The 19,541-nt window shown below is 62.6% G+C and carries 17 protein-coding genes; 11 read left to right on the plus strand and 6 right to left on the minus strand.

What is annotated here, in order from left to right; translation table 11 throughout:
• Positions 1-271: 271 nt before the first annotated feature.
• From AArcSt11_RS06560 to AArcSt11_RS06575, 4 genes are read left to right on the plus strand one after another with little or no spacing between them, the layout of a single operon-like run.
• Entirely contained in the window at positions 272-2,344 is a 2,073-nt protein-coding gene (locus AArcSt11_RS06560) for a PrkA family serine protein kinase (RefSeq protein WP_250595618.1), read from the plus strand.
• Between the two features lie 2 nt (positions 2,345-2,346).
• Positions 2,347-4,629 (plus strand): PrkA family serine protein kinase, encoded by a 2,283-nt coding sequence (locus AArcSt11_RS06565; RefSeq protein ID WP_250595620.1) that lies wholly within the window; start codon positions 2,347-2,349, stop codon positions 4,627-4,629.
• A complete protein-coding gene (locus AArcSt11_RS06570; RefSeq protein WP_250595622.1) occupies positions 4,629-5,936 on the plus strand; it encodes a YeaH/YhbH family protein in 1,308 nt (435 codons plus the stop codon). The genes AArcSt11_RS06565 and AArcSt11_RS06570 overlap by 1 nt, the downstream gene beginning before the upstream one ends.
• On the plus strand, positions 5,933-7,945 hold the full coding sequence (locus AArcSt11_RS06575) for a SpoVR family protein (RefSeq protein WP_250595624.1): 2,013 nt from the start codon (positions 5,933-5,935) through the stop codon (positions 7,943-7,945). The genes AArcSt11_RS06570 and AArcSt11_RS06575 overlap by 4 nt, the downstream gene beginning before the upstream one ends.
• A gap of 42 nt (positions 7,946-7,987) precedes the next feature.
• On the opposite strand, the gene AArcSt11_RS06580 is transcribed toward AArcSt11_RS06575, so the two are convergent.
• Positions 7,988-8,245: a hypothetical protein gene (locus tag AArcSt11_RS06580; protein WP_250595626.1), complete on the minus strand. Its 258-nt coding sequence runs from the start codon at positions 8,243-8,245 to the stop codon at positions 7,988-7,990.
• Positions 8,246-8,250: 5 nt separating this feature from the next.
• A complete protein-coding gene (locus tag AArcSt11_RS06585) occupies positions 8,251-9,531 on the minus strand; it encodes a CobW family GTP-binding protein (protein WP_250595628.1) in 1,281 nt (426 codons plus the stop codon).
• A 95-nt stretch (positions 9,532-9,626) separates the two neighbouring features.
• Here AArcSt11_RS06585 and AArcSt11_RS06590 point away from each other — a divergent pair, with 95 nt between their 5' ends.
• Positions 9,627-10,868 (plus strand): FAD/NAD(P)-binding protein, encoded by a 1,242-nt coding sequence (locus AArcSt11_RS06590; RefSeq protein WP_238479333.1) that lies wholly within the window; start codon positions 9,627-9,629, stop codon positions 10,866-10,868.
• 19 nt (positions 10,869-10,887) lie between these two features.
• On the opposite strand, the gene AArcSt11_RS06595 is transcribed toward AArcSt11_RS06590, so the two are convergent.
• Positions 10,888-12,135: an FAD/NAD(P)-binding protein gene (locus tag AArcSt11_RS06595; RefSeq protein WP_238479331.1), complete on the minus strand. Its 1,248-nt coding sequence runs from the start codon at positions 12,133-12,135 to the stop codon at positions 10,888-10,890.
• A 148-nt stretch (positions 12,136-12,283) separates the two neighbouring features.
• Here AArcSt11_RS06595 and AArcSt11_RS06600 point away from each other — a divergent pair, with 148 nt between their 5' ends.
• The gene (locus tag AArcSt11_RS06600; RefSeq protein WP_250595630.1) at positions 12,284-13,435 is read left to right on the plus strand and encodes an MBL fold metallo-hydrolase; all 1,152 of its coding nucleotides are present in this window, start codon (positions 12,284-12,286) and stop codon (positions 13,433-13,435) included.
• 7 nt (positions 13,436-13,442) lie between these two features.
• Positions 13,443-13,844 (plus strand): secondary thiamine-phosphate synthase enzyme YjbQ, encoded by a 402-nt coding sequence (locus AArcSt11_RS06605; protein WP_250595632.1) that lies wholly within the window; start codon positions 13,443-13,445, stop codon positions 13,842-13,844.
• A gap of 1 nt (position 13,845) precedes the next feature.
• Here the strand turns inward: AArcSt11_RS06605 and AArcSt11_RS06610 are convergent, their stop codons facing one another.
• The 3 genes from AArcSt11_RS06610 to AArcSt11_RS06620 form a co-directional block, all read right to left on the minus strand.
• Positions 13,846-14,028 (minus strand): hypothetical protein, encoded by a 183-nt coding sequence (locus tag AArcSt11_RS06610; RefSeq protein ID WP_250595634.1) that lies wholly within the window; start codon positions 14,026-14,028, stop codon positions 13,846-13,848.
• Positions 14,025-14,399 carry a DUF5658 family protein gene (locus tag AArcSt11_RS06615; RefSeq protein ID WP_250595636.1) on the minus strand — a complete coding sequence of 125 codons (375 nt, stop codon included), beginning with the start codon at positions 14,397-14,399 and terminating at the stop codon, positions 14,025-14,027. The genes AArcSt11_RS06610 and AArcSt11_RS06615 overlap by 4 nt, the downstream gene beginning before the upstream one ends.
• 272 nt (positions 14,400-14,671) lie before the next feature.
• Positions 14,672-15,343, minus strand: a complete 672-nt coding sequence (locus AArcSt11_RS06620) for a glycerophosphodiester phosphodiesterase (protein ID WP_250595638.1) — start codon at positions 15,341-15,343, stop codon at positions 14,672-14,674.
• Between the two features lie 73 nt (positions 15,344-15,416).
• Between AArcSt11_RS06620 and AArcSt11_RS06625 the strand changes: the two genes are divergently transcribed.
• The 4 genes from AArcSt11_RS06625 (at position 15,417) to AArcSt11_RS06640 (ending at position 19,530) form a co-directional block, all read left to right on the plus strand.
• On the plus strand, positions 15,417-16,127 hold the full coding sequence (locus AArcSt11_RS06625; RefSeq protein ID WP_250595640.1) for an SDR family oxidoreductase: 711 nt from the start codon (positions 15,417-15,419) through the stop codon (positions 16,125-16,127).
• A gap of 120 nt (positions 16,128-16,247) precedes the next feature.
• Positions 16,248-17,588, plus strand: a complete 1,341-nt coding sequence (locus AArcSt11_RS06630) for a sodium-dependent transporter (protein WP_250595642.1) — start codon at positions 16,248-16,250, stop codon at positions 17,586-17,588.
• An 88-nt stretch (positions 17,589-17,676) separates the two neighbouring features.
• Positions 17,677-19,221: an acyl-CoA carboxylase subunit beta gene (locus tag AArcSt11_RS06635; protein WP_353617703.1), complete on the plus strand. Its 1,545-nt coding sequence runs from the start codon at positions 17,677-17,679 to the stop codon at positions 19,219-19,221.
• Between the two features lie 3 nt (positions 19,222-19,224).
• Positions 19,225-19,530 carry a DUF8022 family protein gene (locus AArcSt11_RS06640; RefSeq protein ID WP_289622697.1) on the plus strand — a complete coding sequence of 102 codons (306 nt, stop codon included), beginning with the start codon at positions 19,225-19,227 and terminating at the stop codon, positions 19,528-19,530.
• Positions 19,531-19,541 lie beyond the last annotated feature (11 nt).

The raw sequence follows: 19,541 nt of genomic DNA on the forward strand, positions 1-19,541 counted from the left end.
CAGGTATTATAAGGGGAATAGTAACCATAAATATGGTTTGGGGGAAGGCTTATATATATCGGATTCTGTGACTAGTATACGACTCGGTGACCGCCCACCGGACCCCGACCCGGACTTCGACGCATCTTGCACTGTTGAGTCGTTTACTGCTGAGCGCCTCGTTGCGCGGAACAGTCTGGGGAGTGATAGCATATGACAGAACTGATCCGAACCGACGGCAACCAACTCGCAGCAGAACCAGCGACCACGAACGGCAAAGCAAGGGGGAGCCATGACCGGAGACACTGAAACGCTCGACGAGCTAAGCAAGGAGTACAGGGAATCAATACCAGGAGACCTTCGCGAGAGCAGATCCTTCGACTGGTATCTCGACGAGGTGTACGAGGACCCGAAGATCGCCCGCAACGCCCACCAGCGCGTCGCGGACATGTTCGACCACTACGGGACCGAGTACGACGAGGAAGCAGGTGTCGTTGAGTACCATCTCGCATCGGAGGATCCGCTCCACGACGGGGAGAACCGCTTTTTCGGCCGCGTGATCCACGAGTCGATGCACGAGTTCGTCAACAAAGTCAAAAGCGGTGCCCGACGGCTCGGCCCCGAGCGTCGTATCAAGCTACTGCTCGGTCCCGTGGGATCGGGCAAATCCGCGTTCGACCAGCAGGTCCGGCGCTACTTCGAGGACTACACGATGCAGGAGGAGGGACGGATGTACACGTTCCGCTGGACCGACCTCTGCTCGGTAATCGACGATCAGGATCCCGCCGACGATACGGTTCGCTCGCCGATGAACCAGGAGCCACTGGTCCTCCTGCCGCTTGAACAGCGCCAGCAGGTTATCGACGGGCTAAACGAGCGCCTCGATGCGCCCTATACGATCCGCAACGAGCAGAGTCTGGATCCGGAAAGCGAGTTCTATATGGACCGATTGTTGGCCCACTACGACGACGACCTCCAGAAGGTGCTCGACAAACACGTCGAGATCATCCGGCTCACCGCCGACGAGAACAAACGGCAGGCGCTGGAGACGTTCGAACCAAAGGACAAGAAAAACCAGGACGAGACCGAACTCACCGGCGACGTCAACTACTCGAAAATCGCCGTCTACGGCGAGTCCGATCCGCGTGCGTTCGATTACTCGGGCGCGTTCTGTAACGCAAATCGCGGCATCTTCTCCGGCGAGGAACTGCTGAAACTCCAGCGGGAGTTCCTCTATGACTTCCTGCACGCCAGCCAGGAACAGACGATCAAGCCCAAGAACAACCCGCGGATCGACATCGACCAGGTGATCGTCGGGCGGACGAACATGCCCGAGTACAAGGACAAAAAGGGCGACGAGAAGATGGAGGCCTTTAACGACCGCACCAAGCGGATCGACTTTCCCTACGTCCTCTCCTACGAGGACGAGGCCGAGATCTACTGGAAGCTGCTGGGGAACGCGGACGTGCCCGACATCCACGTCGAACCGCACACGCTGGAGATGGCAGGGCTCTTTTCGGTTCTCACCCGGATCGAGGAACCCGACACCGACACGGTCGATCTCCTCCAGAAGGCGAAAGCCTACAACGGCGAGGACGACGAGACCGACGACGTCGACCTGAAAAAGCTCCGCGAGGAAGCCGCCGCGAAAGCCGAGATCGGCGAGGGGATGGAGGGGATCTCGCCGCGATTCATCGGCGACGAGATCGCCGAGGCGATCATGGACAGCAAACACCGCGGCCGTGACTTCCTCTCGCCGCTGATCGTCTTCAACTTCTTCGAGGAGAACCTGGAACACCACGGCTCGATCGCCGAGGACCGATTCGATACGTACTATCGCTACCTCGAACGCGTCCGTGAGGAGTACCGCGAGCGCGCCATCGAAGACGTCCGGCATGCACTGGCCTACGACGTCGACGAGATCCGACGGCAGGGCGAAAAGTACATGGATCACGTGATGGCCTACATCGACGACGACACCGTCGAGGACGAGATCACGGGCCGCGAACAGGAGCCCGACGAAACGTTCCTGCGAAGCGTCGAGGAGAAACTCGACATTCCCGAGGACCGCAAGGACGACTTCCGCCAGGAGGTCTCGAACTGGGTCTCCCGACGTGCTCGCGAGGGCGAAGCGTTCAACCCACAGGACAACGAGCGCCTGCGCCGTGCGCTCGAACGCAAACTCTGGGAGGACAAGAAACACAACATCAACTTCTCGGCGCTGGTCAGCGCGAACGAGTTCGACGACGACGAGCGGTCGGCGTGGATCGACGCGCTGCTCAAGCAGGGATACAGTGAGGATGGCGCGCGCGAAGTGCTGGAGTTCGCCGGTGCCGAGGTCGCCAAATCCGAGCTGGAGGAGTGACGATGTCCCGAGGAGAAAAGTTCGTCAGCGAGGCAGACACCGCCCTCGAAGGGGCCTACGAGGAGCCCAGAGCACTGGCCGAGTACGTCGACCGCGTCTTCGAACGCCCGAGGATCGCCTCCCATGCGACCAAGTATCTGGTCGAGGCGATCGAATCACAGGGCACCAGAACGGTGATCGAAGAGGGCGAGGAAAAAGAGCGCTATCGCTTCTTCGATGATCCCCACAACGACGGCGAGCACGCGATCCTCGGCAACACCGAGGTGCTCAACGCCTTCGTCGACGATCTGCGAACGATCGCCGCCGAACGCGGCAAAGGCGAGAAGATCATCTGGTTCGACGGGCCGACGGCGACCGGGAAATCCGAACTCAAACGCTGTCTGATCAACGGATTGCGCGAGTACTCCAAGACAGAGGAAGGGCGTCGCTACACCATCGAATGGAACGTCGAGGGCGCGGTCGATACGCGCGGTCTGAGCTACGGGAGCGAGCGCCGCTCCGACGAGGACGACTGGTACGAGAGTCCCGTTCAGGCGCATCCGCTGTCGGTGTTCCCCGACGACGTCCGGGCGGAGCTACTGACCGAGATCAACGAGGCCTCGGACGCTCACGTCGATCTGCACGTCGACACGCGTCTCGATCCGTTCTCGCGGGAAGCCTACGAGTACTTGGAAGAACAGTACCGCCGATCGGGACAGTCCGGCGAACTGTTCTCGGCGATCACCGATCCCGATCACCTCAGGGTGAAAAACTACGTCGTCGACGTCGGGCAGGGGATCGGTGTCCTCCACTCCGAGGACGAGGGCCATCCCAAACAGCGACTGGTCGGCTCGTGGATGCAGGGTATGTTACAGGAGCTGGACTCCCGCGGACGAAAGAACCCGCAGGCGTTCAGTTACGACGGTGTACTCTCGCAGGGCAACGGGCTCCTCACGATCGTCGAGGACGCCGCCCAGCACGCCGACTTGCTCCAGAAGCTACTGAACGTCCCCGACGAGCGAACGGTCAAACTCGACAAGGGGATCGGGATGGATCTCGATACGCAGCTGTTGATTATCTCGAACCCGGATCTGGAAGACCAGCTCAACCAGCACGCCGACCGTAACGGGGCGGACCCCCTGAAGGCGCTCAAGCGCAGGCTCGATAAACACGAGTTTGCCTACCTGACGAACGTCTCGCTGGAGACCGAACTCATCCGGCGGGAGCTGACCGGCGAGATGTCGGTCTGGGAGACCGATGAGTACGACGAACTGGAAGCGAAGATCCGCGAGCCGGTCACGATGGACCTGCGGGGAGCCAACGGCGAGATCCGCGAACGCGAACTCGCCCCGCACGCCATCCAGGCCGCGGCGATGTACGCGGTCGTGACGCGGCTCGACGATGGGGATCTGCCCGCAGGGATCGATCTCGTCGACAAGGCGGTCCTCTACGATCGCGGGTATCTGGAGGACGGCGACGAACGCCGTCAGAAAGACGAGTTTGTCTTCGACGACGTCGGAAGCGGCAAGCAGGGAATCCCGGTGACGTTTACACGGGACGTGCTTGCCGAACTCCTGCAGGCGGAGACTGACCGGCATCACCCCGACCTCCCCGTCGAGTCAGTCGTCATGCCCCGCGACGTGTTGAACGCGATGGCCGAAGAGCTGTCGGAGGCTCCGATGTTCTCGGCTGGCGAAAGTGCGGAGTTCGAGAACCGTGTCGTCCCGGTGAAAAACTACCTGTTTAGCCAGCAGGAGGCGGATGTCCTCGAGGCCATGCTCCACGACAATCGGGTCGACAAGGAGACGGTCGGCGAGTACGTCGAACACGTCTACGCCTGGGCGACCGACGAGCGGATCACCAACGACCGGGGCGAACGCATCGAACCGGACCCCCTGAAGATGAAGCTGTTCGAGGTCGAACGGATGGGCCGGTTCGCCGAGAGTGATTACGAGGGCAACCAGCCCTCGACCGCCGTCGCCGAGTTCCGGCGGAGCAAAATCATCACGTCGCTGAACCGCCACGCCTGGGAGCACCGCGACGAGGATTTCTCGGTATCGGATGTCGACCTGACGTCGATCCCGATCATTCGGAGCCTCCTGGAGAGCTACGACTGGGACGACGTCGACCGGATCTACGAGGACTTCGATCCGAGCCAGTGGTCGGATCCACCGGCGGACACGGAGACGGAGAGAGTGAAACGACAAACGATCGATACCATGATTGATCTGTTCGACTACACGGCGGCGTCGGCCGAGCTGACGAGCCGCCACGTCGTCGGCCAGATCGCGTACAAGTGGGAATAATGGGACTACAGGACGATCTCGACCGGTTCAGGGAAGTGGGCGAACAGCGCCGTGAAGACCTCGCCGAGTTCATCCAGTACGGCGATTTGAGCGGGAGCGGTCGGGACGAGGTGAAGATCCCGATCAAGATCGTCGACCTCCCCTCGTTCGAGTACGATCAGCGCGATCAGGGCGGCGTCGGACAGGGGAAGGGTGAGGTCGGCGACCCGGTCGGCCCCCCCGAACCGGAGCCGGGCGACGGTGACGAGGACGGCGACCCCGGCGAGGAAAGCGGTGAACACGAGTACTACGAGATGGACCCCGAGGAGTTCGCCGAGGAGCTCGACGAACGACTTGGCCTGGACCTGGAGCCAAAGGGCAAGAAGGTCGTCGAGGAGAAGGAGGGCCCTTACACCGATCTCACGCGGAGCGGCCCGGACTCGACGCTGGACTTCGAGCGCATGTTCAAGGAGGGGCTCAAGCGAAAGCTCGCGATGGACTTCGACGAGGAGTTCCTTCGCGAGGTGCTGAAGATCGACGGCTGGGGGGCCCAGCAGGTCTTCGAGTGGGCGCGCCGCGAGAACATCCCCGTCTCGAAGCCGTGGATCGAGGAGGCCTACGACGAGGTCTCGGACGACGAACTCGATACGTGGGAGAGCTTCGAGGAGCTACAGGCGAACGTCGAGCGCGAACCGGTCCAGCGGAAGATCCGGCGCGAGGGGCTCACACACGTCCCACTGCGCCGTGAAGACGAGCGGTACAGGCATCCCGAGATCATCGAGGAGAAAGAAAAGAACGTCGTCGTGGTGAACATCCGCGATGTCTCCGGCTCGATGCGCCAGAACAAACGGGAGCTGGTCGAGCGGACGTTCACGCCACTTGACTGGTATCTCCAGGGCAAGTACGACAACGCCGAGTTCGTCTACATCGCCCACGACGCCGAGGCATGGGAGGTCGACCGCGACGAGTTCTTCGGAATCCGTTCGGGCGGCGGGACGAAGATCTCTGCGGCCTACGAACTCGCCGACGCACTGCTGGAGGAGTACCCCTGGCACGAGTGGAACCGGTACGTGTTCGCTGCCGGGGACAGCGAGAACTCCTCGAACGATACCGAATCCGGCGTGATACCGCTGATGGAGTCGATTCCGGCCAACCTGCATGCCTACGTCGAGACCCAGCCGAGCGGTAACGCGGTCAACGCGACCCACGCCAAAGAGCTGGAGAGCCATTTCGACGAGGACGGCAACGTGGCGGTGGCCTACGTCTCCGGACAGGACGACGTCGTCGATGCCATAGAGGAGATCCTCAGCACGGAGAGCGACTCATGAACTTCGATCGATACAGCGCACAGCGCGAGGCGGAGAAACTGCAAGCACCAGTCGAGGAGGCCCGAAAGCTGGCCGAACGGCTCGGCCTCGAACCCTACCCGGTCAACTACTGGATCGTCGACTACGACGAGATGAACGAGCTGATCGCCTACGGCGGGTTCCAGCAGCGCTATCCGCACTGGCGCTGGGGGATGCAGTACGACCGCCAGCAAAAGCAGGGCCAGTATATGGGCGGGAAGGCTTTCGAGATCGTCAACAACGACAATCCCTCTCACGCCTTCCTGCAGGAGTCGAACGAACTGGCCGACCAGAAAGCGGTGATCACGCACGTCGAGGCCCACGCCGACTTCTTCGCCAACAACCAGTGGTTCGGTCTCTTCACCGACGGGCGAAGCGACGATACAGTCGAGGCGGCTGCCATGCTCGAACGCCATGCGCGACAGATCCGCGAGTATATGGAGGACCCCGAAATCGACCGAGCCGACGTGGAGCGCTGGATCGATCACGTGCTCACGCTGGAGGATACCATCGACCAGCATCAGGCGTTCTCGGCGACACGACCGGGCGAACCAGAGGTCGACACTGACGACGTCGAAGCCGACCTCGCGGAACAGCTCGCAGAGCTGGAGCTGAGCGACGAAGTTCGCGAGGAGGTGTTCACCGAGGAGTGGCTCGAAGGACAGGCCGACGACGAGACGGTCACCGACCCCACGACACCCGAAAAAGACGTCATCGCCTTCCTCGGCGAGCATGGCAAGCAGTTCGATGCCGACGCCGGGAAGGCCCGCGAGTACGAGCCCTGGCAACGCGACGTCCTGGAGATGCTGCGCACCGAATCGTACTACTTCGCGGGGCAAAAAATGACAAAAATAATGAATGAGGGCTGGGCCAGTTACTGGGAATCCGTCATGATGGCTGGCGAGAACTTCGCCGAGGCCGACGAGTTCCTCACCTACGCCGATCACATGGCGCGCGTCCTCGGTTCGCCCGGCCTGAATCCCTACAAGCTGGGCCTCGAACTCTGGCAGTACGCCGAGAACACGGCCAACCGGCGGGAGGTCCTGGACAAACTCCTGCGCGTCGATGGAATCTCGTGGCGGAACCTGACGGAATCCGTCGACTTCGACGCCGTGCTGGAGACCATCGAACCGCCGTCTGCGCTGAAACTGATCACAGACGACCGGCTCGATGCGGTCGCCGACCTGGCCGACGAATATGTCGATCGTGAGAACCTCCAGCGCGCCCGTGACGGCGATATTGACGTCGATCGCTATCCCTGGAAAGTGCTCACCTACGAGGGGCTGGCGCGGCGACACTTCTCGTTGATCAAACCCCAGAACCGCAGTTTTCTGCCGAACGTGAGCCAGTCCGAACTTGAACGGCTTGGTCGCTATCTCTTCGATGACGCGATCTACGACAGCGTGGAGGAGGCTCTGGAGGATGTCGACTACACGACCGGCTGGGACCGGATGCGCGAGATCCGCGAGAGCCACAACGACGTCACCTTCCTCGACGAGTTCCTCACCGATGAGTTCGTCGAGGAGGGCGAGTATTTCACCTACGAACACTCCCACGCGACTGGTCAGCCACGCGTCGCCAGCCGGGAGGCTGCGGACGTCAAAAAGAAGCTCCTGCTGCGCTTTACGAACTTCGGGAAGCCCACGATTGTCGTCAGGGACGGCAACTACAACAACCGCAACGAGCTACTGCTTGCTCACCGGTACAACGGCGTCATGCTCGACACCGAGCAGGCAAAGCGCACGCTCGAACGCGTCTTCGAGCTCTGGGGTCGGCCCGTCAACCTCGTGACGATCGTCAAGCGGATCGACGATCACGACCGCGAGGTGGCGCGTCGTCGCAACGAGGAGCCCGAACCAACCGAGCAGGGAGCACTGATCCGGTACGACGGCGAGACGTTCGACGAACGCTCGCTACCGTGGGAGGACGTCGAGGATATCGCCGCCAGTGATATCGACTACGATACGAAACCCGACGACTGGCTGGCATAATTGGTCGGTGTCCCGTCTCGGCGTCTGGCGGGAGCGCCGCCCTCAGGCCAGTTCGGCGGCCCGATCCCGGAGCGACGATTCTACGGTTCTATCCTCGGTGATCGATTCGAGTTCGGCCGTCGCCGAACAGCGGCCAAGGCCTTCGAGAGCGTGGCGACGGAGGTCGCCGACGAGGCCGCCGGTCCGGACCAGTACGCCGAGGTTCGTCGCGTCCCGTTTTTCGACGAGTCTGTCGATCGCTTCGCGTCGGCTATCCTTCGATACGTTCCGTTTTACTGCGGTCTGAAAGTCTGAAGACATGTGTATCAATCAGCAATACCGATCTCTTCGCCACCGTCGGTCGTTTCGTCCGATTCTTCCGTGTCGGTCGCTTCCCCGGTTTCGGGGGCCTCGAACGTCGGGAAGCGATCCTCGAAGGCGTCCCAGTCGGCCGCCATCTCCTCGTCGCTCAGCACGCTTTGCTCCAGATACGTCCGGAGTGCCTCGTGATCCATCTCGACGCCGATCAGTACCAGACGGGTGCCACGATCACCCCACTGGTCATCCCACTCGTCTTCGAGGCCGGGATGGGCCTCGAACTGCGCTTCCTGCTCTTCCGGTGGGAGACTCGCTACCCACCGACCGGCCGGTGCGACCCGGACCGACTGGCCCGCGACGTGGAGCATGATCGCGTTGTCCTCCCGACCGGCGAGCCAGAAGTGACCCTTCGAGCGGACGACTTCGTCGGGGAACGAGTCAAGCAGCTCGGCAAACCGTTCGGGGTGGAACGGTCGGTCGGCCTCGAACACGAAGGAAGTAACGCCGTGTTCTTCCTCCGCGGACTCGTGTGGCTGTTGTAGCTCCTGCATCCAGCCAGCCGAGGCGCGTGCTTCCTCGAAGTCGAAGCGCTCGGTCTCGACGATGTCGTCGACGTCGACCCGGCCGTGAGTCGTCCGCAGGATCTCGGCGCGGGGCTGGAGGACTTCGAGCGTCGCTTCGATCTCCTCGAGCGTCGCTTCGTCGACGAGATCGCACTTGTTCAACAGGAGGACGTCACAGAACTCCACCTGTTCGACGAGCAGATCGCCGAGATGTTTCTCGGTGCCGTCGTCGTCGAGGACCTCGTCGGATTGCATCGCCTCGTGGAACTGGTGGGCGTCGACGACGGTGACCGTCGTATCGAGGTGACAGCCCGACAGCGGCTCGATACCGGTTTCTTCGTAGAACTCGGTCGGATCGAGATCGGACTGGTCAAAGCCCATCGTCAACGTCTGTGCGACAGGGAGTGGCTCGGCGACGCCGGTCGACTCGACGACGATGGCGTCGAACTCGCCCGCCTCGGTGAGCCTGTCGACCGCTTCGAGCAGATCGCCGCGAAGCTCACAGCAGATGCAGCCGTCGTCCAGTTCGACTAGCTCTTCCTCCTCGTCGGAGATGTCCGAGGATTCAGCGACCAGATCCGCATCGACGTTGACCTTGCCCATGTCGTTGACGAGGACCGCTAGCTCGCGGTCGCCACTCTGTGCAAGGATGTGGTTGAGTGTGGTGGTCTTTCCGGCACCTAGCATACCGGACAGTACCGTCACGGGAGTCGTCTCTTCGCTCATTCATTAACAACCTATGGCTTGGTCATAATATAAGTTATTATCTAAGTCACAGTTCTTATTAATCTCTGGGGCATCGATCTCGGTACCGATCACTCGTGAGCAACGACACACACAGTCCAGAGCGGTTCGGGTGTGCTATCATCGGTGGCGGGATCCACGGGACGTATCTCGCGAACCGGCTAGTAGAGGACACCCAGTTTGGCCCAGCGGATATCGCCATCTTCGACCCACACGAGCAACTGCTGGAATCGTTCCGTCGGAAGGCCCAGCGGTGCGGGATGGAGACACTCAGATCTACGTTCGTCCACCACGTCGGGGCGGAGGCGTTCGGCCTCGAACGGTTCGCAGACGAATACGATCGCAGGGACGAACTCGTCTCGACGATCGATTACCCGGCCCGGCCCTCGCTGTCCCTGTTTCTGGACTACGCCGACGAGATTATCGCGACCAGCGGTCTCGATAGCTGCCATCGCCGGACACACGTCGAGGCGATCCGCCCGACAGACAGGGATCGTCTCGCACTGGAGACGGTGGAGGGACGCGCGATCGCCGACACCTGCGTCCTCGCGATGGGACACGGAGGTCGCCACACCCGGCCGGACTGGGCACAGGGAATCGACGACGTGGTCCACGTCTGGGGCGAGTTTGATCCCGCGAGAACCGTCGACCGGACGCTGATCGTCGGTGGCGGGATCACTGCCGGCCAGCTCGCCTGCACGCTGAGCGAGTCGGAAACGGTCGGGCTGGTCAGCCGACACCCGCTCGACTGGGAGGTCTCGGAAGCCGCGCCGCCGTGGATCAACTGGTCACGAATCGAATCGGAGCTGCACACGCATCCGCCGGGATCGAAAGCGCGACTGGAGGTAGCGAGGGACGCGCGCAACGACGCGTCGATGCCGCCGTACCTGTACGCGGAACTGGACGAGCGGATCGACGAGGGTGCGCTGGTCATCGAGAGCGGCGACATCGAGACGGTTGAACGTCAAGACGACGGGATTGCGCTGTCGATCCGCCACGTCAGGGACCTAGTCGGCGACCGGGTAGTCCTCGCGACAGGCTTCGAGCCGGTGTTCGAGCATCCGTTCGTCGACCGGGTCGCCCAGGAGTGCTCGCTCGCACGCGGATACGACGGAATGCCACTCCTCGATGACGAGACGCTCGCGTGGCGACACGATCAGGGGCAGCTATCGAACCTGTTCGTCACCGGCGCGCTGGCCCTCGGTACTGTCGGTCCCTATGCACCAAACATCCCGGGCGCACGGCGGGCGGCAGACCGGATCGTTCCGTCGATAGCGACCCAGCTAGAGCGTGCTGACCTCGCAGCGATGGGGCCCTGAACGTCTGGGAGAGGGTACTCTACGCTGGCACCATTGCTTCCTTCTGGGCGGTCAGGTGGTCGACGATCAGGTCACCCGCCCGTCGCGCGCCGATCACGTTGCGAGCGAATGGGCCAAGCACCTGCTCCGTGGCGGCTCCGGAGACGAGTACCCGCGAGGGGCTCCCGTCCTCGCATCGCCAGCACAGCGTCTCGTCGTCGAGAACCGGTGCGCCGCGATAACCAGACGCCAGTGACGTCTCACGGAACGAGCGGAACAGGCTGGCACTGTAGGGATTCCCAAAGCCAGTTGAACAGATCATCCGGTCGAGACACACCGCAGTCCCGTCCTCGCAGGTGACGACGACGGTCCCGCCCGCCTCGTTGGCGACCGTAATCTCCGATCGTTCGAGGGATATGCCGTCCCCCTGCAATGTCTCGCGCAATCGGTCGAAGGCGTATGGCGGGATCGCGCCGTCGTTTCGCGCCTGCTCGACGCGCTGCTGGCGTTCCTGCGAGGCGGGAGGCAGATCGTGGAGTTCCTCCACGACGCTGGAAAAATGCATCCACTCGGTGCCCGCCTCTAGCGACTCGACGCGGAACGGACTGCGCGCGAACAGCGTCACGGTTCTGGACGGACGCGCAATTGTCACTGCTAACTGTGCAGCCGTGATGCCACCGCCAACGATGCCGACGTGTTCGGTCTCGCCGATCACTTCCCGGTCGAACGACGGATCCCAGACGTGTGTGACCGGGGCGTCCTCCGGAAGCGTGCCAGCCCACTCGGGGAGCGACGTCGCGCCGCCGTAGCCGGTCGCCAGGAGACACCAGTCGGATTCGATCCGCCCCGTGGTCGTCTCCACGGCAACCCCCGTGCGCTGCTCTCTGATCCCGGTTGCCCTGCCCTCGACGATGGACGAATCCAGATCGTACCGGTCGACGACCCACGCCGCGTGATCGAAAAAGAGGTCGGTCGTCGGCCGGTCACCGCCAACCCTGCTCGGATGCAGTTCGTCGTCACGCCCCCGCCCGCGTGCGAAATCACGCAGCGAAAACGGATCGCGAGCCACGTGGTGGACAAAGGGTGACCTGAGCGTCTCGACGCCACACTGCCGACACTTCCGACGAAACCCGCCGAGCAATCCGTCGGGTTCGACGATTCGCAGGTCCTCGTGCTCGACGACATTCGCGTCGAGCAGCCGGATCGCGAGGTGGACGCCGTGGACGCCGCCGCCGATGATCGTCACGCGTGGACTGCTCCGTACGTCCGATCGATTGCTCCCTTGCATCGGTCGCTCGGTCATCTCCTGTTAATAAAATGTTCGAGTATATTAATAACTTCTGGACCGGGGGCGTCTGCAGTCGATAGTTCCCCGCCAGCGTACAGGACGATTCGGCCCCGACTAGCCTTTTACAGGCTGAACCCAAAGAGCGGGTATGGCTGCATCACTCACCGCGGAGGAATTTCGCGATCTACAGGACCGGGGAGAGTCGTACGCGCTCGTCGATACCCGTCCAGCAGAGAGCTTCGAGTCGTGGCATATCGAGGGGGCGATCAACTACACGTACAAGCCCCACCACGAGTTCGACGTCGAGGACTTTCGGGCGGAGACGGGACTGGAACCGGCCGATCGAATCCTCACGATCTGTGCGAAAGGCAAATCATCGTTCGACATCGTTGACGAACTGGCCGCGGCGGGCTACGACGACGTCACGGTGATCGAGGACGGCATGCGTGCCTGGAGCCGGGTGTACGACGTGACGACTGTCCCAACCGAGAGCGACGGAATCGAACTCCTGCAGGTCCAGCGCCGCGCGAAGGGCTGTCTCGGCTACATTGTCGGCTGTACGGAGACGGGACGGGCGGCCGTGATCGACGCGACCCGACACGTCGAGGAGTTTATCGAGGCTGCCGGGTCGGCGGGCTACGAGATTGCCACCGTCTTCGACACCCACGTCCACGCCGACCACATCTCCGGCGGTCGGAAGCTTGCGGACCAGCTAGACCTTCCCTACTATCTCGGCGAGGACGCCACAGACCGCGGCGTCGCTTACGAGTACGAACCGCTGGCGCGAAACGAGGTCGTCACCGTCGGCGAGGTTGCTGTCAAGGCGCTCGCCACGCCCGGCCACACCTCCGAGATGGTTAGCTACCTGCTCGACGGCGAGGCAGTCGCGACCGGTGACACACTCTTTGTCGACTCGGTGGGACGCACCGAACTCCAGTTCGGCGACGCGGAGGCCGCGGAGGGTGCCGACCAGCTCTACGACTCCCTGCACGGGACGCTGCTTGCGTTGCCCGAGGGCGTGACCGTCCTGCCGGGTCATTTCGCCGTCAGCGATGCGGGCGAAACCGGCGAGCTGACCCGTGGTGAGCCGATCGTCGACTCGGTCGGGACGATCCGAACGACTGTCGATCTACTCGGTCGTCCGCGGGACGCGTTCGTCCAGCACGTCACCGAGCACCGCCCCGAGAAGCCGCCGAACTACGAGCGGATCATCGGCCTCAATACGGGCCGCAAAGCGGTCGACGACGAGACCGAGGCGATCGAGCTCGAACTCGGACCGAACCGCTGTGCAGCAGAGTGATCGTGTGATGACGACCAGTCAGCAGTTCACCGTCTCGACCGACGCACGGCTCGATATAATCGACGTGACAGACCGTGTCGAACGCGCGATTCCGGACGACGTCGAGCAGGGGCTCTGTACTGTTTTTGTCCAGCATACGACCGCTGCGGTCGTGATCAACGAGGCCGAGCCGCGGCTACTTGACGACATCGAAGAGTTCCTTGCCGACCTCGTCCCCGACGAGGGCCATCGTCACGACGATCTGGACGGGAACGCCGACTCGCATCTCCGGACCGCGTTGCTGGGGCCGAGCGAAACGATCCCGATTCGGGACGGCGATCTCGGCACCGGCACCTGGCAGTCCGTCCTGCTGGTCGAGTGTGACGGCCCGCGGTCGAGAACAGTCTCGGTGACGGTCGTCGGGGAATAGTTCAGGATTCCGTCCTACCGTCAGCGACGATCAGCCGCTCCAGCGCGTCCGAGCCGATCGGCGCGACTACGATCGGCGTCACTATGGACGCACCATCGACGTACGCCACGACCCCGAGGCCGATGGCGAGGAGACAGAGGCTCCCGGTACGGCCACCGACTGCTGGGCCGGACCTGTTGCTCACGCGAATCCCACGACCAGCACGGTCGTGTTCCACGCGACGACGACGACGCCGAGGACGGCGAGGGTCACCGGGACGACGAGCCGGTGTACCGGTCGGAGTCGGCGGGCGATCAGGATAAAACCGGCCAGTACCAGGGCTTTCCAGACGGTGAGGACGACCGCCGCACCGACCAGTCCGGGGGCGGCGTCGACGAGCGCAGCAGGAAGCGGGTTCCCTTCCGTCGCGCCGAGCCACAGGCCGACGACGGTCGATACGAGATCGCCGACGCCGTAGAACGCAATCGCAAGCATCCACAGCGTGTACTCCACCTCGTCGGCGTCGAGACTGGTCCACTCTGCATCGTTTCTGTGGATCGCGCTATCGACGGCCACTGGACCACCTCCGTCCCGGCTGATTCGTCCGTCGCCAGCACCCGCTGTGCGAGGATCGTGTGACGGGCCGAGACGCAATCGTAAGCTGATTCGACGGAATCGCAGTGGGCATAGACGGGATCCGCCGTCGCGTGGACGGCTCGTCTCACCTCTCGACAGGGCTACCCTTTGCTATGGATCGGATACTGGCCCACAGGTCCGGCTTACTCCAGACTGACGAACGCTAGATGATCCATATCATCCGAGAACAGGGGGTACGATATCGAGGAGCGTTACAGGTACGGCCGGGCGACGTCCACGGCGTCTGTCGCGATACCGTCGACGCCGCGCCACGCCATGGCACGGGCGAGCAGCGGCTCGTTGACCGTCCAGACGTTGACGTCGAGATCGACCGTTCGGGCACGCGAGAGCAGCGGCGAGTACAGGAGCAGACTGAATCGTGGATGCACATACTCACAGCCGAGTTCGACCGCACGCCGGATCGGCTCGTCGCGTAGTCGCCCCGAGATGAACGCCGTAGCGACCGATCGGTCCAGCGAGCGGACCTCCCGGAGTGCGTCCGCGGAAAAGGAGGAGACGATACAGTCGTTTTCGACCCGACCGAGCACGTCGAGGACATCGCCTGCAATATCGGTCTCTTTGAGCTCGACGTTGAGGTCGACATCAGCCGGAATCGCCGCAAGTACATCCTCGAGCGTCGGGATCGACTCACCGCTCCCCAGGACTTTGAAAGACTGCAGCTCGGAAAGCGACAGATCGCCGACGCGGCCCGTTCCATCAGTAACGCGGTCGATCTGCTCGTCGTGGACGACGACGAGTTCGCCCGACCCACACCGGCGGACGTCGAACTCGATGCTATCGGCGACTCGGCTCGCCCGCTCGATGGCCGACACCGTGTTCTCGGGCGCGTCGGCGGCGAACCCACGGTGGGCGATGACTCGCATACCTGCTCTCTCGGCTGCCGAGATAATGAATCCGTCCCGTGGATTCATTTCCGTGTGGGACGTTAGCGTCTGTATGTCCGTTAGCTTCGATTTCAGCGATCGCGTCGTCGTCGTAACCGGTGCCTGTGGCGCGCTCGGCAGCGCGGTCGCCGAGCGGTTCAGCGATGCGGGCGCTGCCGTCGCCGCAGTCGACGTGGTGGAACCGGACGACGAGGACGCGCTGCTGGACCTCGACGAGCGCACCGCGTACTACCAGATCGATCTCACCGACGAAGACGACGTCGAACGGGGGATCGACGAGATCGTCGATGCTCACGGCGGAATCGATCACCTCGTGAACGTCGCCGGAACCTGGCGCGGCGGCCAGCCCATCGAGGAGACGCCGGTCGACGAGTTCGAGATGCTGTTCGACGTCAACCTCAAAACCGCGTTTCTGGCCTCGAAACACGCCCTGCCGCACCTGCAGGAGGCCGAGGGATCCGTCGTGAGCATCAGCTCGCGATCATCGCTCGAAGGCGGTGAAGGCGACGGCCCCTACCGGGCGTCGAAAGCGAGCATCCGCCGTCTGACCGAGACGATCGCCGCCGAAAACGAGGGCGTCGTGCGGGCGAACGCTGTCATGCCGAGCGTGATCGACACGCCGATGAACCGCGAGATGATGTCGGGATCGGATCAGGACAAATGGGTCGCCCCGGCCGACATCGCGGGCGTCATCGCGTTTCTCTGTAGCGACGCCGCGCGTCCGACGAGCGGCGCGGCGGTGCCGGTCTACGGAGAGGCGTGATTCGGTCCAGATCTGACGATCGTGTTTTCGGATCGATTGGGGACGGGAGATCTGTACATTTGCTGAAACCATTTATAGAGAAGATTAGTTTTATTAAATACCATCGTGGAGGTGGTACGTATGGCAGAGTCATCCGCAAGTCGAGAACAGTGGGCAACCCGTCTGGGGTTCATCCTCGCTGCAGTAGGGAGCGCAGTCGGGCTCGGGAACATCTGGCGGTTCCCGTTCCAGATTGGACAGGAAGGTGGCGGTGCCTTTTTGCTGATCTACCTGCTTTTCGTGGTGCTCATCGGGATTCCCGTGATTCTCGTCGAGTTCGTTATCGGTCGACGATCCAAGCAGAGCCCCGTGAAAGCGTTTTCCGAGCTGGGGTACGGTAACTGGCGGTACATCGGTGGACTGTTCGTCCTCACCGGACTGATGATCATGTCGTTCTATTCCGTCGCAGCTGGCTGGGTGCTGCGATATACGGGGGGCAGCGTCACCGGGGCGTACTTCGAGAACCCGGAAGCGTACTTCGCAACGGTTTCCGAGGGAACGATGACGATCGCGCTACACGGGCTCTTTATCGCCCTGACCGCCGTCATCGTCGCGGCCGGAGTCAAACGCGGCATCGAACTCGCAGTCAAGGCGATGATTCCGGCACTTGCCGTCATCATGGTCGTACTGATCGGCTATGCCGCGACGCTCGATGGTGCAATGGCTGGCTACTCGTGGTTCCTTTCGCCCGATCTTGACGTCCTCGCGGAGAACTGGATGTCGATCCTGCCCGCGGCTGCCGGACAGGCGTTTTTCACTCTGTCGCTCGGGATGGGCGTGATGATCACGTACGCCTCCTATCTGGGCGAGGACCGAAACCTCGCGGAGGACAGCGGCTGGATCGCTGGCCTCGACACGCTGATTGCAGTTATGGCCGGTCTGATCATCTTCCCGGTGCTGTTCGCCATCGGTGCGACGCCGGGAGACGGCGGTCCCGGGGAGCTGTTCATCGGCGTCGGCGGTGCAATCGCCGAAATTCCGGGAAGCCACATTGTCGGCTTCCTCTTTTTCGGCGTGGTTGCCATCGGCGCACTGTCGAGCGCGATCAGCATCCTCGAAGTGCTGGTCTCCTATCTGATCGATTCGTACGGAGTGGACCGGCAGAAAGCGACCTACGGGATGGCGGGACTGATTTTCCTGCTCGGCGTTCCGTCTGCGATGGACCTCGATACGCTCGGGCTCATCGACGGGATCACCGGCGGCTTCATGCTTCCACTTGGCGTCTTCCTGCTTGTGATCTTCGTCGGCTGGGTGTTCCCCCACTCCGACGAGGAGCTATCGAAAGGACTCAAAAGCGGTGCCGAAGGTCGGCTACCGCAGCTCTGGCTGTGGTACGTCCGAACCGTCGTCCTCGTCGTTGTCGCCATCGTGCTGGTCTTCGAGGCGTATAACCAGCTCGTCGCGTTCGGCGTTATCGGCTGAGTCCGACAGTCCCTGGTTGCGGAAATCTTTTCCATTCGGTCACCGATATTCGCGATATGAAGACGATCGAGAGGGAGATGTTATGACGATGGAAGATCGGATCGCGGAACTCCGGGAACTCCGCGAAGAGGCCGAACTCGGCGGCGGCGAGTCCCGGATCGAACGCCAGCACGACAAGGGGAAGATGACCGCCCGAGAGCGGATCGAGTACTTCCTCGACGACGGCACCTTCCACGAGTTCGACAAGCTCCGGACCCACGGCAGCCACAACTTCGGGATGGAAGAAAAGAAGATCCTGACCGATGGCGTCGTGACGGGCTATGGCGAGGTCGATGGGCGGAAAGTGTTCGTCTTCGCCCACGACTTCACCGTCTTCGGCGGCTCGCTCGGTGAAGTGTTCGCCGAGAAGATCTGCAAGGTGATGGATACGGCAATGGAGGTCGGCTGTCCGATCGTCGGCCTGAACGACTCGGCGGGTGCCCGGATTCAGGAGGGCGTCAACAGCCTCGCGGGCTTTACCGAGATTTTTCATCGGAACCAGAAGGCAAGCGGTGTCGTGCCACAGATCTCCGGAATCATGGGCCCCTGTGCGGGTGGTGCGGTCTACTCTCCCTCGATCACCGACTTCATCTTCATGGTCGAGGACACGAGCCACATGTACATCACGGGACCGGGCGTCACCAAAACGGTCACCGGCGAGGAGGTCTCTCACGAGGAACTCGGCGGCGCGTCGACACACAGTTCGACGACCGGCGTCGCACAGTTTTCCGTCCCGGACGACGAGACGGCGCTCGACCGGATCCAGCATCTGCTCTCCTATCTCCCACAGAACAACGTCGAGGACCCCCCACGCGTCGAGCCGTGGGACGACCCGGACCGACAGGACGAGGAGCTGGAACAGATCGTCCCACCGAGCCCGCAGAAACCATACGACATGGTCGACGTGATCGGCTCGGTGATGGACGAGGGCTCCTTTTTCGAGGTCAACGAGAACTTCGCGAAGAACATCGTCGTCGGCTTCTCGCGACTCGACGGACACTCGGTCGGTGTCGTCGCGAACCAGCCCCGGGTCAACGCCGGGACGCTCACCGTCGATTCGAGCATGAAGGCGGCCCGGTTCGTGCGCTTCTGTGATGCCTTCAACATCCCCATCGTCTCCTTTGTCGACGTGCCGGGCTACATGCCGGGCACCGATCAGGAACACCGCGGGATCATCCGCCACGGCGCGAAACTGCTCTACGCGTACTCCGAGGCAACAGTACCACTCCTCACGGTTATCACGCGCAAGGCCTACGGCGGAGCCTACTGCGTCATGGCGTCGAAACACCTCGGCGCGGACGTCAACTACGCCTGGCCGACGGCCGAAATCGCGGTGATGGGTCCACAGGGCGCGGTGAACCTGCTCTACAGCGACGAACTCGAAGCGGCCGAGGACACCGAGGCGCTCCGCCAGGAGCTGATCGACGAGTACCGCGAGGAGTTCGCCAACCCCTACACCGCCGCCGACCGGGGCTATCTCGACGACGTCATCGAGCCGACGGAGACGCGCCCGCGCCTCGTGCAGGATCTGGAGATGCTCCGCTCGAAGCGCGAGGACCAGCCGGACAAAAAACACGGGAACATCCCGCTCTGAACGATGCCAGAGACAGATCCTGAAGACGTCAACCAGCCCCTCGGTGACGTCCTGCCACAGGACGTCTCGCTGTCGCTTCCCGACGACGCGAGCGACGCCGAGGCGGCCGCGATTGCCGCGGCGATCGGCGCACATCTCCGCGACAGGGAACTGGCCGCGGCCCGTGGAGAAAGCGAGGAGGAGACGTGGCAGGGCAAGCAGTGGGCCTTTGCCGGAAAACTCGACGGCTGTGGCGACTCAACACGACGTGTGCCGCTCGACGCGCCGACCGATCCGTGGACCGCTGCCGGGCGGAGCGACCGATTCTAGCGTTTTTGGGT

The organism is Natranaeroarchaeum aerophilus, assembly GCF_023638055.1.
Taxonomy (GTDB): domain Archaea; phylum Halobacteriota; class Halobacteria; order Halobacteriales; family Natronoarchaeaceae; genus Natranaeroarchaeum; species Natranaeroarchaeum aerophilum.